At 49.6% G+C, this 15,530-nt stretch carries 17 protein-coding genes; 12 read left to right on the top strand and 5 right to left on the bottom strand.

The annotated features are described in order from the left end of the window. Positions 1–41: 41 nt before the first annotated feature. Genes GU926_RS01525 through GU926_RS01515 form a run of 3 tightly spaced genes read right to left on the bottom strand, consistent with a single transcriptional unit; the run spans position 42 to position 2,408 of the window. The gene (locus GU926_RS01525) at positions 42–479 is read right to left on the bottom strand and encodes a DUF1573 domain-containing protein (protein WP_160688378.1); all 438 of its coding nucleotides are present in this window, start codon (positions 477–479) and stop codon (positions 42–44) included. Positions 480–520: 41 nt separating this feature from the next. Beyond that, complete coding sequence (locus tag GU926_RS01520) at positions 521–1,951, bottom strand: ATP-dependent DNA helicase (protein ID WP_160688376.1); 1,431 nt, start codon at positions 1,949–1,951, stop codon at positions 521–523. A gap of 1 nt (position 1,952) precedes the next feature. Further along, the gene (locus tag GU926_RS01515; RefSeq protein WP_160688374.1) at positions 1,953–2,408 is read right to left on the bottom strand and encodes a PaaI family thioesterase; all 456 of its coding nucleotides are present in this window, start codon (positions 2,406–2,408) and stop codon (positions 1,953–1,955) included. Positions 2,409–2,446: 38 nt separating this feature from the next. On the opposite strand from GU926_RS01515, the gene GU926_RS01510 reads away from it, so the two are divergent. The 4 genes from GU926_RS01510 to coaD all read left to right on the top strand — a co-directional run bounded on the left by GU926_RS01510 (position 2,447) and on the right by coaD (position 5,337). Continuing rightward, positions 2,447–2,932 carry an NUDIX domain-containing protein gene (locus tag GU926_RS01510; RefSeq protein ID WP_160688372.1) on the top strand — a complete coding sequence of 162 codons (486 nt, stop codon included), beginning with the start codon at positions 2,447–2,449 and terminating at the stop codon, positions 2,930–2,932. A 167-nt stretch (positions 2,933–3,099) separates the two neighbouring features. Next, positions 3,100–3,987 (top strand): DUF3822 family protein, encoded by an 888-nt coding sequence (locus GU926_RS01505; RefSeq protein ID WP_160688370.1) that lies wholly within the window; start codon positions 3,100–3,102, stop codon positions 3,985–3,987. A gap of 166 nt (positions 3,988–4,153) precedes the next feature. Continuing rightward, on the top strand, positions 4,154–4,627 hold the full coding sequence (locus GU926_RS01500) for a hypothetical protein (RefSeq protein WP_160688368.1): 474 nt from the start codon (positions 4,154–4,156) through the stop codon (positions 4,625–4,627). A gap of 233 nt (positions 4,628–4,860) precedes the next feature. Continuing rightward, a complete protein-coding gene (coaD, locus tag GU926_RS01495; protein WP_160688366.1) occupies positions 4,861–5,337 on the top strand; it encodes a pantetheine-phosphate adenylyltransferase in 477 nt (158 codons plus the stop codon). Here the strand turns inward: coaD and GU926_RS01490 are convergent. Then, on the bottom strand, positions 5,294–5,977 hold the full coding sequence (locus GU926_RS01490; protein WP_160688364.1) for an NUDIX hydrolase: 684 nt from the start codon (positions 5,975–5,977) through the stop codon (positions 5,294–5,296). The two genes, coaD and GU926_RS01490, sit on opposite strands and share 44 nt — an antisense overlap. Positions 5,978–6,088: 111 nt before the next feature. On the opposite strand from GU926_RS01490, the gene pyrE reads away from it, so the two are divergent. After that, positions 6,089–6,727 (top strand): orotate phosphoribosyltransferase, encoded by a 639-nt coding sequence (gene pyrE / locus GU926_RS01485; protein WP_160688362.1) that lies wholly within the window; start codon positions 6,089–6,091, stop codon positions 6,725–6,727. A 160-nt stretch (positions 6,728–6,887) separates the two neighbouring features. Continuing rightward, the gene (locus GU926_RS01480; protein WP_160688360.1) at positions 6,888–7,385 is read left to right on the top strand and encodes a metallophosphoesterase family protein; all 498 of its coding nucleotides are present in this window, start codon (positions 6,888–6,890) and stop codon (positions 7,383–7,385) included. Between the two features lie 119 nt (positions 7,386–7,504). Here GU926_RS01480 and GU926_RS18345 read toward each other — a convergent pair whose 3' ends face one another. Continuing rightward, positions 7,505–7,675, bottom strand: coding sequence for a hypothetical protein (locus GU926_RS18345; RefSeq protein ID WP_198001445.1), 171 nt, complete (start codon positions 7,673–7,675; stop codon positions 7,505–7,507). 76 nt (positions 7,676–7,751) lie between these two features. Between GU926_RS18345 and GU926_RS01475 the strand changes: the two genes are divergently transcribed. The 6 genes from GU926_RS01475 to GU926_RS01450 all read left to right on the top strand — a co-directional run bounded on the left by GU926_RS01475 (position 7,752) and on the right by GU926_RS01450 (position 15,525). Next, the gene (locus tag GU926_RS01475; protein ID WP_160688358.1) at positions 7,752–8,777 is read left to right on the top strand and encodes a threonine aldolase family protein; all 1,026 of its coding nucleotides are present in this window, start codon (positions 7,752–7,754) and stop codon (positions 8,775–8,777) included. A gap of 145 nt (positions 8,778–8,922) precedes the next feature. Then, on the top strand, positions 8,923–9,882 hold the full coding sequence (locus GU926_RS01470) for an ATP-binding cassette domain-containing protein (RefSeq protein ID WP_160688356.1): 960 nt from the start codon (positions 8,923–8,925) through the stop codon (positions 9,880–9,882). A 127-nt stretch (positions 9,883–10,009) separates the two neighbouring features. After that, positions 10,010–11,152 carry a hypothetical protein gene (locus tag GU926_RS01465; RefSeq protein ID WP_160688354.1) on the top strand — a complete coding sequence of 381 codons (1,143 nt, stop codon included), beginning with the start codon at positions 10,010–10,012 and terminating at the stop codon, positions 11,150–11,152. A gap of 206 nt (positions 11,153–11,358) precedes the next feature. Continuing rightward, positions 11,359–12,288: an aspartyl protease family protein gene (locus GU926_RS01460; RefSeq protein WP_160688352.1), complete on the top strand. Its 930-nt coding sequence runs from the start codon at positions 11,359–11,361 to the stop codon at positions 12,286–12,288. Positions 12,289–12,386: 98 nt separating this feature from the next. Continuing rightward, positions 12,387–13,754 (top strand): hypothetical protein, encoded by a 1,368-nt coding sequence (locus GU926_RS01455; protein ID WP_160688350.1) that lies wholly within the window; start codon positions 12,387–12,389, stop codon positions 13,752–13,754. A 148-nt stretch (positions 13,755–13,902) separates the two neighbouring features. Further along, a complete protein-coding gene (locus GU926_RS01450) occupies positions 13,903–15,525 on the top strand; it encodes a CTP synthase (RefSeq protein WP_160688348.1) in 1,623 nt (540 codons plus the stop codon). The last annotated feature ends 5 nt before the right edge of the window (positions 15,526–15,530 follow it).

The following is a 15,530-nucleotide window of genomic DNA, read 5'->3' as shown; positions in this document are numbered from 1 at the left end:
CCGTTTTTGGGCTGTTTTCTGGAAAAGAAGCTAAAAACGATTTATTGGGCAGCTACAATTTTAGTGGCGATGATGACTTGGGTGGTGCCTTGCAAGGCGTTGGAGTCAATAGTGATGACTTTGTTCTGCTGTCCCATTTTGCCGGCGCTGTTGAACCGAGCAGTAATCTCTGCGGTCTGACCAGGCTGAATGGGTGTTTTAGGCCAGGTGGGAACAGTGCAGCCACAAGTGGTGCGCACATTGGAAATGACCAGCGGTTGGGATCCGTTGTTGGTAAACAAAAAAGTATGCTCCACCACTTCGCCCTGCTTGATAGTCCCGAAGTCAAACTTAGCTTCTTCAAACACAATGGATGGCCCTGCTGGCACCGGCGGAGCGGGAGCAATCACTTCAACAACCGTACTGTCTGGTTTGGTCTGAGCCATGGCGGCGGTGCTTCCAAGCAGCAGGAACAGTAGCCAGAGTAATGTCTTTTTCATATGATTGATTCTTAAATTTTATAAACTGGAATTTGATCTACTTAGTATTCATCGGTTTCAATGGGCGCTCCTTCCAGCAATTTAGAATTGAAGTTCACCAAAAACAACTGTTCAGAGGCTCGGGTGGTAGCGGTGTAGAGCCAGCGGGCAAACTCCTGGTTCACCAAATCTTCCTTTAAATACCCGTGGTCTACAAAAACGGCCTGCCACTGGCCACCCTGCGCTTTGTGACACGTTAGGGCGTAGGCAAACTTCACCTGCAGTGCGTTCAGGTACTTATCTTGCCGCATTTCCTGGGACCGCTGCCGCTTGCTTTTAATGTGTTGGTAGTCCAGAAGCACCTCATTGTAGAGTTGCTTGTTCTTGTCGGCGGGGAGGGCGGGCGTTTCTGCGTGCAGCGTGTCCAGCATGATCTTTATTTCCAGCTCTTCTTCCTGCGGATAGTCTACAAACTTTATCTGCACATCGGCAAACCGCAGGCCGTACATTTCTTCAAACCGGATGATTTTGGTAATCTCCACGAAGTCGCCGTTGGCCATAAAGCCTATGCTGGAGTCTTTGGGCAGCCAGCCGTAGTTGTTGCGCACTATCATGAGGTAATCACCAGCGCTGATTTCGTCTTCATGGAAGAAAATCTGGCGCCTGATGTGCTGGTTGTAGAGGTTGGCGTTTTTGTTAGAGCGGCAGATGACGGTGGTGCTGTCAATGCCAAACTTCTCATAAGCGTAACGCAAACCGTCTTCCAGTTTCTCGCCAGTCATGGCAAAAATATCCTTGTAGCCCTTGGTCCTGAAATTGAGCGCCGGGTGTTCTTTGGCCAGCTCGTTCCGCATGCGGGTGGCGTTCATTAATATGCCAGACTCCTCGGCCTGGCGCATGACCTGGCGCATTTCCAATTCATGCACGTGGCACTGAAAATTATTCTGCAGATAGGCCGCATCCAATGACGGACTGATGGCCTGGTTGACGGGGGGCAGCTGGGCGGTGTCTCCTATCAACAACAATTTGTTATTGGTATGCTCAAACACGTAGCCCATCAAATCCTGCAACAAGCCATTGTCCCCGAAGGCCTTTTCATCTGAGATCATGGATGCCTCGTCTACAATGTAGAGCACGTGCTCCTGCTTGTTAGGCTGGCGCGTGAAGGACAGGCCGTCTGAGTAGGCATTGGCGGTCTGCTTATAGATTTTCTTGTGGATGGTAGAGGCCGGTTTGCCGGTGTAGGTGGCCATTACCTTGGCCGCCCGGCCGGTGGGCGCCAGCAGCACGTACTTGTAGCCAAACTTGTTCAGGATTTTCACCAGGGCGCTCACCACGGTGGTCTTGCCCGTACCAGCGAAGCCTTTGAGCATGAACACTTCCTTGAGGCCGGTTTTGCGCAGAATGAACTGCTCCAGCTTCTGGAAGAGGGCCGCCTGGTCAGCGGTAGGTTCAAAGGGAAAGCTCTTGCGTAAGGCTTCGGCGGGGTTCATGCTAGTGTTGGGGCTTGGAGTCTTCGGGGTGCAAGGTAGCCATTGTGGCCGAGGCTTTGGCAATTAAGATCTGCTGCCCTTGGTCTCCTTCAGAATAGATTTCTGCCTCACAAAAGTTCAATTTGCGGCCCTGTTTGATCACCCAGCCTTTGGCAATCAACTTGGTACCCAAACCGGGGTTTAGGTAGGACACACGCAGGTCAACGGTCACCACGTGGTGGTCTGCGGGCACCAAAGTCACGGCGGCAAAGCCCATCACAATATCTGCCAAAGTAGCCGTGACGCCGCCGTGCGCGAAGCCTTTGTGCTGCTTGTGCTTCTCTTCCATGGCCAGATGGCCCTCTACCCTTCCAATTTCTATGGTGTCTATTTCAAAACCCAACAAATGCATGTAAAATTGCCGCTGAAGTTTTTCTTTTACCGTATCTCTGAACTGAGGATTATACGTCTGCATCATTTGGCAAAAGTACGGCCTTATGGTCTGCCCTACAACCTATGGAGAACATTCATCCGCTAGCGGAATCATATAGTTTTAAAACACGCGTCAGGGTCTGCGGACTCCTCATCCATAACAACACGCTGCTACTGGCCCGGCACAAGGCTGCCTTCGTGGATGGCTCTTTCTGGATTCCGCCGGGGGGTGGACTGGAATACGGCGAAAAGGTGAAAGACTGCCTGCGACGGGAGTTTAAAGAGGAAACCGGTCTTATTGTGGAAGTGGCCAGGTTCCTGTACCTGCATGAGTTTTTGAAACCGCCCTTGCACGCCATTGAACTGTTCTTTGAGGTGAAACTGGTCTCTGGCGAACTATTGATGGGCTCTGATCCTGAGCACAGCCTGGAGGCCCAGTTGCTGGAAGAGGTGCGTTTTTTAAGCGTGCGGGACATGTTTGCCCTGCAGCGCGAAGAGCTTCACCCGGTGCTGCACGGCTTGGTGAACATGGACGATCTCTTCATTCCCAGATTTGACTTCCTGAGCTAGGCTTCTTCTTTCCCCTTGATTCATAATTCATTGCAGACGCGCTTGCTCCATCTCTAAAGAGGAGCGCTGCTATTGGGCGTGCATGGTTGCGGTAAAATCTGTATTATTGTAGCTATTGGACAGCCGGTACGTGCTGTTCTGTATGTATTACCTCTACGCCCTTTCTTTTGGACAGCCTAGCCGCCGCTTATAAGCAATCGCAACGCGTGGTAGATGACGCCTTTGACGTGTCTGCCTCTGCCCATGCCCACCTGTATTTCTGTTTTGGGGCGCACCGGCTGCGTTTAGGCGTGCTGGACACAGAGCGCAACAAGTTTGTGGCCCTGGAGGACTATGAGTCCAACAGACCCGTGAGCGTTGACGGCGCCATCCAGTACCTGAGGTCTTTAACCGAGCACAGTCCCATCTTGCAGCAGAGACAGTGGCAGACGGTGCGCATAGCCATCAAAAGCCAGCAGTTCACGCTCATTCCAGAGACTTTATTTGAGGTGAACGCCCGTGAAGAATACCTGCAACTAAACGCTGAACTGGACCTGGCCACTGAACTGGTGCACCAGTATGCCCACCCACGGCTGGAACTGATCAACGTCTTCACGGTGCCCACCAAACTACAAGCCTGGGCCGAGGGCCATTTTGAAACCACTGAGGTTGAGTTTGTGCACCAGACCTCCAGCCTCATGGAAGGCTTCCTGCACATGGCCGAGCGCAATCCAAGACCCCAACTCTACGTCTACGTTGACAAGAACTACGTGACGCTGGTGGTGTTGCAAGACACACGACTGGAGTTCTGTAATTCTTTCTACTTCACGTCACAGGAAGACTTCATTTACTACATCTTATTTGTGCTGCAGGAGAAGAAGATGAACCCAGACCAGGACCATGTCTTTGTGTGGGGCGAGCTTATGGTGCACTCAGAACTGTTTGACGTGCTGCGCAAATACATACGCCATGTACAGCTCGGGAAGAAACCAACCGGCGTAGGCTACAGCTACCGCTTTGACGCCCTCTTTGAGCACCGCAACTTTGACATGTACAGCCTGCATTTTTGTGAGTAACAGAAAGGTAGATTGACTTTAAAAAGTGGCTTTACCACTCCACCCATAGTGCAGATAAGCCGGATAGTTCGGTTTATTTGGTAGTTGGTAGTGGGTAGTAATTAAAGGAATTTTATTTTATGGAAAAATAAACAGAATTGCATCTTGCTTAAAATGCAGGCGCTTTATGGATTTAAAAAATAATATACTAAAAAATGGTAGGGTTACTACTAAATTGTTATTATTAATCACAGCCCTTTATTTAATATTTCAGTTTAATAAAACTTATAAGAATCTTTCTATTATAGAAATTTCATTCTGGGACCCTAATAAAACTTATGGACCATTTAGACCACCAGAATTACCTATACTAAAACATTATAAGACTTTTAGATTGGAAGGAGATAATAAAAAAGACAGTGTTATTCTTAATATAGCTAGAATAGAAATTGAAAGACAAAGAATCCAAAAACAAAAACGACAGGGAGTTTTTATCCAGTTTAATCATAAAGCAAAATATTGGAGCTTTATATATGTTTTAAATATTTGTCTTAAAAATGGTATTGAAAATATAGTTGAATACGGTAACGGAATATTCATTTATAATTTCCCTGTTCCATTTGGACCTAGAATTGAAGTTATAGGTTCTAAAGGTTATTAAAATTAAGAATAACTACTACCAACTACACCTCTACGGCAGCTCCGCGGCCGCATAGCCAAATCGTTATCCCTCAAGCCTATGAAGCCAATAAGGCAGGTCTACCGTTTTTAGCCTTGTTTCCAGAAAACAAGCCAAAAACGGATCTCAGAGAATATTTACTGGCTAATGCCAAACTAGGCAAAGAAATAATTTACCATCTTCGTGGCACAATTGACTCTCACCAATCTGCTTCTATGAAACGCATTGCCCTCTTTCCTGGCTCTTTTGACCCATTCACCAACGGACATTATGATGTAGTACAGCGGGGCTGTGAATTGTTTGACAATATCATCATCTCCATTGGCAACAACAGCAGCAAGAGCCGCTATTTTTCGGTTGAGGACATGGTGCAGATTATAGAGGACGTCTTCAAGGACAACCCGAAGGTGTGGGTACAGGCCTATAAAGGTCTAACGGCAGATTTCGCTAAGGAAGTGGGTGCCAAGTTTTTATTGAGAGGTTTGCGCAACACTACTGATTTTGAGTATGAGAATACCATTGCGCAGGCCAACCGGCACGTGAACCCAGAACTAGAGACGGTGTTTCTAATCACATCGCCCAGGCTGGCGGCCATTAACTCATCAATTATCAGGGAAATTCACCGGTTTGGCGGCAACGTGCAGGATTTTATTCCTTTCCAGCTTTCTTCATTGAAGCCAAATAATGCCTGATCACAAACTCCACCGAGGTATAAGAATCTGGCAGTAGCTCTACTACCTCCTCGGGCGTCATGAAGCGCACCTCTTCTATGGACTCCTCTGCTTGCGGGCGCATGAGGCTGTCATCCAGGCACTGCATGGTAAACCAGCTGGTCTTCTTTAGGATTTTCTTGCCTTTGTAGGCATAGGAGTGCCAGGTATTGGGGAGATCACCGGTAATGGCTACTTTGATGTTGCACTCCTCCTCCACTTCGCGCAGGGCGCCCAACTGTACTTCTTCGCCTTTGTCCAGCTTGCCTTTGGGTAGGTCCCACACGCCCAGGCGGTGGATCATGAGAATCTTGCCGTCCTTTACCACCAAACCGCCGGCGGCTTTGATGATCTTGAACTGGTCCTTCAAGTGCTCAATGAGCTTCTTTTTCTTGTCAGTGACCAGCGTGATGGAGTCCAGCTTCTTGAGCTTTTTTACCTCCATGAGGCGCACCAGGCGGTCAATGAGCACGGCGTCCACTTCTCTAAAGAGCACGTCGCCCACCAGGTCCTTGGAGGTAAATTGGTCGTCCTTATCTAGCACCAGGTCATATTGGTGCTTAAAGATCTTTTCACTGGTCTTTTTAATAATCAGTGGGATGTCGTTGATAAAGACATTCATGTAAGTTCGCTTATAGACAGAGCGTGATAGCTCACAAAATAAGAAAGAAAATTTGCATTGTACAAGGCACTTTAGAACGGAAAAGCTGAAGCCTTTTGCTTATTTTCGCCCATGCCACAGACAGACACCGCCGCCCAGATAGCCGCCTACTTGTTAGAAACCCAAGCAGTGCGCCTACGGCCTCAGCAGCCGTTCCAGTGGAGTTCCGGGTGGAACTCTCCAATTTACTGCGACAATCGCGTCACGCTCTCCTTTCCGCATATTCGCAGCTATATTAAAAATGCTTTGGCGCAGGCCATTCAGCAGCGCTTCCCAGAGGTGCAGGCCATTGCCGGCGTGGCCACCGCGGGCATTGCCCAGGGCGCCCTGGTGGCAGACCTCCTGGATTTGCCGTATTTATACGTACGCCCCGAGCCAAAAAGCCATGGAATGGGCAATCAAATTGAAGGAAAATTAGAGCCCGGCCAGAAAATAGTGCTCATTGAGGACCTTATTTCTACCGGCGGAAGCTCCCTCAAAGCCGCCAAAGCCGTGCAAGCCGCCGGTGGCGAGGTCATTGGCATGGCCGCCATTTTCACCTACGGCTTCCCGCAGGCCGAGGCCAATTTTGCCCAGGCCCACATCCCCACCCTCTGCCTCAGCGACTACAATACTTTGGTAAAGATCGCCGCCGAGCAGGACTACATCTCCGCAGATTCCATTGATACCCTCTCCCAATGGCGCCAATCCCCTGAAACGTGGGGAAAATAAATGAGTGAATGAGTGATTGAGAGAATGAATAATGATTTTTCTGTGACACCGTTTTTGGCTTGATTTCATGAAAACAGCCCAAAAACGGTGTTTTACTTTTTTAACTACGTATTGAAGACTATTTAACATTCTCGCAATCACTCATTCACCCATTCACTCAATGAAAATCGGTTTACTCTCAGACACGCACAGTTACCTAGATGACCGCATTCTGGCCTTGTTGGAGGGGTGTGATGAGATTTGGCATGCGGGCGATTTTGGCAGCGTGGATGTTTCTGAACGATTGGCCCAGGTGGCGCCGCTGCGGGGGGTGTACGGCAACATAGATGACAAGGATATCAGGTACCTGCACCCCAAGAACTTACGCTTTGACTGCAACGGTCTGGACGTACTCATGACGCATATTGGCGGCTATCCGGGCAAGTATGCGCCCGAGGTACGGGCCATGATTCAAGCCAATCCGCCGGGCCTTTTTATCTGTGGTCACTCCCATACACTCAAGGTCATGACAGATCCCAAACACGGCAACCTGCTGCACTTGAACCCCGGGGCGGCGGGCAGGCACGGCTTTCATAAAATAAGGACCATGCTCCGGTTTGAGGTGGAGGCCGGCAAGGTACAGAAGCTGCAGGTCATTGAGCTGGGCAAGCGCGCCTAAAGGTATGGGCATAAAAAAAGTGTAACCGGGTAGGTTACACTTTACTATTTCTGGAATAAGAATATCGCGTTGTCTATGGTGTTTGCCGAAAGGCAGCAGGCGAACGAAAAAACGCGAAATTACTCAGCAGCAGCCGTTTGGGCTGGGGCGTTGGTAAAGCGGGCCTTCAGCTCCTCAATATCAACGTTCTTAATTACAGGGGTCATCAACAATTGCTTGATCACGCGCTGCTTGTTGTTTTGTCTTGCCTTATTCTTACGGTCTTTTCTTTTTAATCTAGTAACTGCCATCGGTCAATATTTAAAATTGAATCGCAAAAGTAAGTCATTAATTTTACATTCTCAATATTTACCCGAAGAAAAACAGATGAATACCATAGACCTTCGTAGTGACACGGTCACCAAACCCACTCCTGCCATGCTGCACGCCATGTTCAACGCCCCCGTAGGCGATGACGTGTACAGCGAGGACCCCACCGTGAATGAGTTGCAGGAGTATTGCGCCAGCCTGTTTGGGATGGAGGCCGGGCTCTTCTGCCCTTCTGGCACCATGACCAACCAGATTGCCATCAAAATGCACACGCAGCCGCTCTCAGAGGTCATCTGCGAGAAAACCAGCCACATTTACGTGTATGAAGTGGGCGGCATCGCTTTCAACTCCTCGGCCTCTGTGCATCTGGTGGACGGCTACCGTGGTAAAATCACGCCCCAGCAGGTAGAAGCCGGCATCAATCCAGACAACGTCCATTTTCCGGTGACCAGCCTGGTGTCTCTGGAGAATACCTGCAACAAAGGAGGCGGCTCTTTTTACACTTTAGCTGAAATTTCCGCCATTTCTGAGGTCTGCAAAAAGCACGGCATTCCCCTGCACCTGGACGGCGCCCGCGTGTTCAATGCCCTCACCGCCTCCGGTGACAATGCCTTGGACTATGGCACCTATTTTGACTCCATCTCCGTGTGCCTCTCCAAAGGGCTGGGCGCTCCTGTTGGCTCTGTGCTGCTGGGTAAGAAAAACTTCATTGAGAAGGCTAAACGCGTGCGCAAAGTGTTAGGTGGCGGCTGGCGCCAGGCCGGGTACATGGCAGCGGCGGGTTTGTATGCGCTCCAAAACAATGTAGAGCGCCTGCAGGTAGACCATGACCGCGCCAAGCAGATTGGTCAGACGCTGGCCCTGGCAGATTACGTGGCCGAAGTAGTACCCGTAGAAACCAACATCATCATCTTCCGGTTGGAGGACCACGTGAATACAGAGCAGTACCTGAACTACCTGAAAGACAAAAGTATTCTCGCCTCCTCCTTCGGGCCGCAGATGATCCGGTTGGTTACCCACCTGGACCTAACCGAAGAAATGATGCTCCATCTGCTAGAAGCCTTAGACACTTACCAAGCCTAAGTTTTAGCAGCGCTGTCGTTTTTGGGCTGTTTCCTGGAAAAGAGCCCAAAAACGACAGCGCTAATGCAAGACCCTCTACCTTCCTTTCCTCTTGCCGGCAAATCTTTCAATCCTTCCGTAAGGGAATACCCTTCAAATTAAATACATGACCTTTTTACAAGTAACTGGCATTGAGAAAACAGATGCCAGAGGCGTAGTGCTTCAGAACATTTCCTTTTCTCAGACTAAAGGGCAGAAGATTGCCATTGCCGGCGAAACCGGGGCGGGCAAAAGCACGCTGCTCAAAATCATGGCCGGCTTGATTCAGCCAGATGCGGGAACGGTTCATTTTGAAGGAGAGCGCGTACTGGGCCCTCAGGAGAAGTTGGTAGCAGGCCATGAAGGCATTGCCTATCTGTCTCAGCAATATGAGCTGCCGGCTTTTCTGCGCGTGGAGCAGGTGCTGCGGTATGCCAACTCCCTCAGTGCCTCTGAAGCCCAGAACCTGTATGAGATTTGCCAGATTGAACACCTGCTAAGCCGCCGCACAGATGAATTGTCTGGCGGAGAACGCCAACGGATTGCCCTGGCCCTGCTGCTCACCTCCTCTCCCAGCCTCTTGTTGCTAGATGAGCCTTTCTCCAACCTGGACAAGATTCACAAGAACACCCTCAAGACCGTCATCCAAGACATAAGCCAGGAACTGGACATCACCTGCACCCTCATTTCGCATGACCCGCATGACACCCTTTCTTGGGCAGAGCATATTCTGGTGCTAAAAGACGGCCATCTAATTCAAACCGGCACACCAGAACAAATCTACCAACTCCCCAAGGATGCTTACGTGGCCGGATTGTTTGGAGAGTTTACTACTTTTTCAGAACAGGAAGTACGGCAACTCTATAAGGGCACCTCGCCTAAGGCGAATACTGGTTTCATACGCCCCGAAAACCTGCTACTGCACGCTCCTGAGCAAACGGGCTTGGCCGGCCAAGTGGTTGAGGTGTTTTATTTTGGCAGTTTCCTGGAGGTTCAAGTCCAAACCGCTGAAACCATGGCGACGGTGAAAACGCAAAAGAATAGCTTCCAGAAGGGAGACCAAGTTATTCTGAGGGCAATGGAATAATCTTACCTTTGGCCACATTTTTCATGCTTCCTCGTTTTTGGCCAATTTTCTGAGAAACAGGCCAAAAACGAGGAAGCACCTATCTTGCATTGAATATCCTATACTTCCTTTAACATCTGATCTTAAAATGTATTCTAAGGTTACCTGCACTATTCTATTTATTTTCTGTCTCCAGACCGCATCTGGTCATCAAGAAATCTTTGCCCAAGGGTTTTATAAAGACGCCTACATTCTGCAAAAACAAGACACGGTGTATGGGCAAATTGAATGGACCGATGAAAAAGCCTTAACCCTGGGCATTACCTTCAAACCTAAAAACGACACAGCCACTCAACATTTTGACAATTCCAACCTGGAAGGCTTTGGGTTTGTAAAGGAGCAGATGCACTTCCGGTTGGTGCCTGTTTCCATCAGGGTGAATGGCACGCCGGTTGAAACCAGAAGGTTTGCCAAAGTTTGGCTGAAGGGCTACACCGAATTGTACAAAGTGGCTTTGCAGGTGGAAGAACAAGACGCAAACCACGCCTTTTACTACATCCTTAAAAAAGACACCGCCTTTTACACCCTGGCCAAGTTTAAATTGTATGTTAACGGCACCTACATTGTCCAGAACAGGTACCAGGGCATGCTGAAGGCTTTGTTCCAGGATTGCGGCATGATCACGAACAATGATTATGACAAGACCGCCTTTCAAGACAAAGACATAAATGAAATAGTGACCCGCTACAATGCCTGCAAGAACCCGCAGATGGTCACTCAGGAACTGAAAAGCTCATCCAAAGCCATAGTGAGACACGGCATTGAGACATCCTTTAACCGGTATTATTCGCCGGGTGATAATAACATCTCTCAGAGCCAAGGGTATTCGCTGGGATTTTTCTGGGACATCATGGAGCCAGACCTGAGCCGACGCATTTCTTCGGTCATCGGGGTGAATTACATGTACATGTACTATTACAACAAGGACGTGTCTCCCAAGAGGTTTCCTCTTACCACAGCGGAGAGAAATTCCTTCAATGACCGCCACTACATTAGAATCCCGCTGCTGCTACAATACAATTTCAACCAGTCCTTTGAGGAGAAACTACTGCCGTTCATGAACTTTGGCGTTACCAGCATCCTGCTGCCTAAGTTTACGTACGGGGCTGGTTTCTATTATAAGAACTGGAAGGCGTACGCGCAGGTAGAAAACCTGGGGCTTTCTTACAATGACTATAAGATTGTGAGCTTTGCCGTGGGCTACAAGCTCCCTAGAAAAACAGACCAATAAGCGTTTCGTTTTTGGGCTGTTTTCTGGGAAACAGCCCCAAAACGAAACGATTCTTCCTTGACCGCAAGTTGCCACAGTATTTACTTTCTCCCAAAATTCTGGTTTCTTCGTGCTCTTATTCTGTCATCGTTCTTGTTCCTTTGAAAATATCCCTGAGAGTAGCCTTCGTTTTTCTGCTTTGCCTCTGGGCGAGCCGGGGAATGGGCATGCCTGGCTCAGAAACGGGTGGCAGCATCTCTTTGGGCAATCTCACCTTTAGAACGTTGCCTTCTCCCTTTGCGGGTCCAGACTCCGTGACCAGCGTCATTCCGTTTACCAGGGCAGGCAATCTCATCATTCTGCAAGGCACGGCAGACTCCACCTCGGGCAATTTCATTCTGGACACGGGCGCGCAGCATCTAGTCTTGAACATCATCTACTTCCGGCAGTATCCTAAAATTCCCGTGAAGGGCACTGAGAGAACCAGCGTGTCGGGGACGGCTGCCCCCGCCATAAGAACCCAGGTGAAAAATTTCGCCTTCGGGGAGATGAAATTCGTTAGACCCAAAGCCGATTTGATAGACTTGGGTCACATTGAAAACACCAAAGGCATCAGGATTCTGGGATTGTTGGGCATGGAGCTGTTCAGGCAGTGCGAATTGATTATTGACTATGAAAACAGCCTATTGTACGTCCATCAGATTGCCAAGAAACAGGCCCAGACCTACCGCAGCAAACTTTTGGCAGATACTACGGCTTACCAGACCGTGCCCATCGACCTGAAAGACAATCGGATTGTGGCCCGGCTGGTGATGGAAGGCAAAAACCTGGATTTCATCATTGACTGCGGCGCCGAAACCAATCTGCTGGACTCCCGCCTTTCTAACAAGGTGTTTGAGAACGTTATCATCACGGGCCGTGTTTTGGTGAATGGAACCGGCACCAAAAAGGTGGAAGCCCTGACCGGCACGGCCAACAACCTTACCCTCGGGAACCAAGCCATTGGCAGCATGCCGGTTTTAATCACCAACCTGGGCAATACCTGTTTCTCTTACAACGGGTGTATTCAGGGCGTGCTGGGCTTTGATTTTCTATCGTTTAACAAAAATAAGATCGGCTTTAATTTCGTGACCCGAAAGATGTATATATGGAAGTGATGCACAACCGTACGCTGCTTGTAAGATGGGTGCACCTGAGCTGCTGCCTGCTGCTTGCCCTCTTTTTGGGGCTGCCAGCAACGCATGCCCAAACGGCGGTGAAAAAATATTCCGTGAAAGACGGCAAGATGCACATTGAGTTGAGCAAGAACCTCTCCCCCGCGGCTTTAGACAGCTTCATGGTGCAGTTTAACCTCCATGACCTGGGCTTAGAGCGCTTGTTCCAAAAACAGTTGGCAGACTCTCTGGAGCAGCAAGGGTGGCAGGTAGAAATGGCCGGCAACCTTTTTGTGATCAGCAAGAGCTTGCTGGGCTCAGTTAACGTGGCCAACTCGCTGGAGAAATTAAGGATGACGGAAAAGGTGCTGGGGCCCGAGGCCAGCGCGGCGGCCAACCATCAGGTTAAATATGCGGTCAACAAATTCAGGAACAAAGCGCCTTTTACTGTGAAGGATTCTGTGGTCACTTTTTACCTGAAGGGCAACCCTCAGGCCAGAAAAGTGTACCTGGCGGGGAGCTTCAATACATGGTCAGAGGATAACCTGGCCATGCATAAAACTGACAGCGGCTGGGTGGCCAATTTAAAACTCAGCCCGGGCAAGCATTGGTACAAATTTGTGGTGGATGGCAACTGGACTACGGACCGCGACAACCAAATCTGGGAAGATGACGGCCATGGCAACGTGAATTCTGTGTTCTTCGTGCCCAATCACTTGTTCTCCTTAAAAGGCTTTCTCAACGCCCGAAAAGTATTTCTGGCGGGTTCTTTCAATGAATGGCGTGAACGCGAGCTGGCCATGGTGAAAACCGCTGAAGGCTGGCAACTCCCTCTCTACCTGAACCAGGGCACACATAGTTATAAGTTCATAGTAGACGGAAAATGGTACCAGGATGTGGCCAACGCAGAAAAGTTACCAGATGAGAACGGCGGCTTTAATTCAGTCGTTCGGCGCGGGGCGTCGCATGTATTTACGTTAGACGGATTCCCGCAGGCCCAGAAAGTGGTTCTATCTGGCAGCTTCAACAATTGGAAAGAGCACGAATTGTTCATGCGCAAAACGGCCACCGGCTGGGAGCTGCCCTACACTTTGGGCCCCGGTAACCATGAATATAAGTTTATTGTGGACGGCCAATGGATGGCAGACCCCAAAAACCTGCCACCTGGCCACGCGCGCGACGGAAACTCCTTGCTGGTCTTTCAGCCTAACTACACGTTTGTGTTCAAGAACCGGCCCCAAGCCAAAAGAGTGTCTGTGGCCGGAGATTTTAACAACTGGAACCCAGAAGGCAACCCCATGCGCAAAGTGGGCAATGACTGGCAACTGCCCGTTTTCCTGCCCATGGGCAAGAACCGCTATAAATTCATTGTAGACGGAGAATGGATCCTGGACCCTGCTAATCCGCTGTGGGAACAGAACGAGTACCGCACGGGTAATTCCATCCTGTGGCTAGAAAGTAAGCAATAGCGTCGTTTTTGGCCTAATTCTTGGAAAACAGGCCAAAAACGGACTTTCTTCTAATTCCCGCTCCGTATTTCTGCTGAGTTGGTGAACATTTATCAGGTAGGTCTAAGATTTTCAAGTAACTTTGCAGTCCATAAGACAACCACTACTTATGGCTTCTGCGAAATACGTTTTTGTTACCGGGGGTGTCACCTCCTCCCTTGGAAAAGGCATCATCTCTGCATCACTGGCTAAACTCTTACAGGCCAGAGGATTCTCGGTAACAATCCAAAAATTTGACCCCTACATTAACATTGACCCAGGCACGCTCAACCCGTATGAGCACGGCGAATGCTTTGTCACCGATGACGGTGCTGAGACCGACCTGGACCTGGGCCACTACGAACGCTTCTTAGACACCCCCACTTCACAGGCCAACAACGTCACTACCGGCCGCATTTACAACCACGTAATTACCCAGGAGCGCCAAGGCGCCTATTTGGGCAAGACCGTGCAGGTGGTTCCTCATATCACAGATGAAATCAAGCGCCGCATGTTGCTTTTGGGCCAAAGCGGAGAGTTTGACGTGGTCATCACAGAGATCGGCGGGTGTGTAGGAGATATTGAGTCTCTGCCGTTTATTGAGGCCGTACGCCAGCTGCGCTGGGATTTGAATCCCAATGACTCCGTGGTGATTCACCTGACCTTGTTGCCGTACCTGAAAGCCGCCGGCGAGTTAAAGACCAAGCCCACGCAGCACTCTGTAAAAGCCTTGTCTGAGGCCGGCGTGCAGCCAGACATTCTGGTGTGCCGTTCTGAGTACCCTATTCCGCCGGAAATGCGCAAGAAGATTGCCCTTTTCTGCAACGTGGCTACTAATTCCGTGATTGAATCCTTGGACGCCGAAACCATCTATGATGTGCCCTTGCACATGAAGAAGGAGAAGCTGGACGAGCGTGTCATGAAAAAACTGAAGCTTTCAGGTGGTCATGACCCTATTCTGGACTCTTGGAAAGAATTCCTGGGCCGTCTCAAGAACCCAACTGAGGAAGTGACCATTGCCCTGGTAGGAAAATACGTGGAGCTGCCAGACGCCTATAAGTCCATCATTGAGTCTTTCATCCATGCCGGCGCTTTTAATGAGTGCAAGGTGCACCTGAAGACCATTCAGTCTGAGTTCATCTCTTTTGAGAACGTAGACCACCACCTGCACGGCGTAGACGGCGTGCTGGTGGCCCCTGGCTTTGGTGAACGCGGTTTTGAAGGCAAGATTGAGGCCATCCGGTACGTGCGGGAAAATAATATTCCGTTCTTCGGGATCTGTCTGGGCATGCAGTGTGCCTCTGTGGAATTTGCTAGAAATGTGTTGAAACTGGAAGGCGCCAACTCCAATGAAATGGACCCGGCCACGCCGCATCCTATCATTGACATGATGGAAGAGCAAAAAAGCATCACCCAGAAAGGTGGTACCATGCGCCTGGGTTCTTATGCCTGCGACCTTAAAAAAGGGTCAAAAGCATATCAAGCCTACGGCAAAGGTCACATTCAGGAGCGTCACCGGCATCGTTATGAATTCAATAATGAGTATCTTGCCGCGTTTGAGGCCGCCGGCATGGTGGCTTCAGGCATCAACCCAGATACAGGATTAGTGGAAGTCATTGAATTACAGAACCATCCTTGGTTTGTGGGCGCCCAGTACCACCCCGAGCTGAAAAGTACGGTGCTTACGCCGCATCCTTTGTTTGTGCGCTTTATCAAGGCAGCCATTACCTACACCAAAAACAAGAACAAATAACCCAC

Source organism: Nibribacter ruber, from assembly GCF_009913235.1.
Taxonomy (GTDB): Bacteria; Bacteroidota; Bacteroidia; order Cytophagales; family Hymenobacteraceae; genus Nibribacter; species Nibribacter ruber.
Note: the sequence above shows the minus strand (reverse complement) of the source record. Positions and strands in the feature narration are given on the sequence as shown.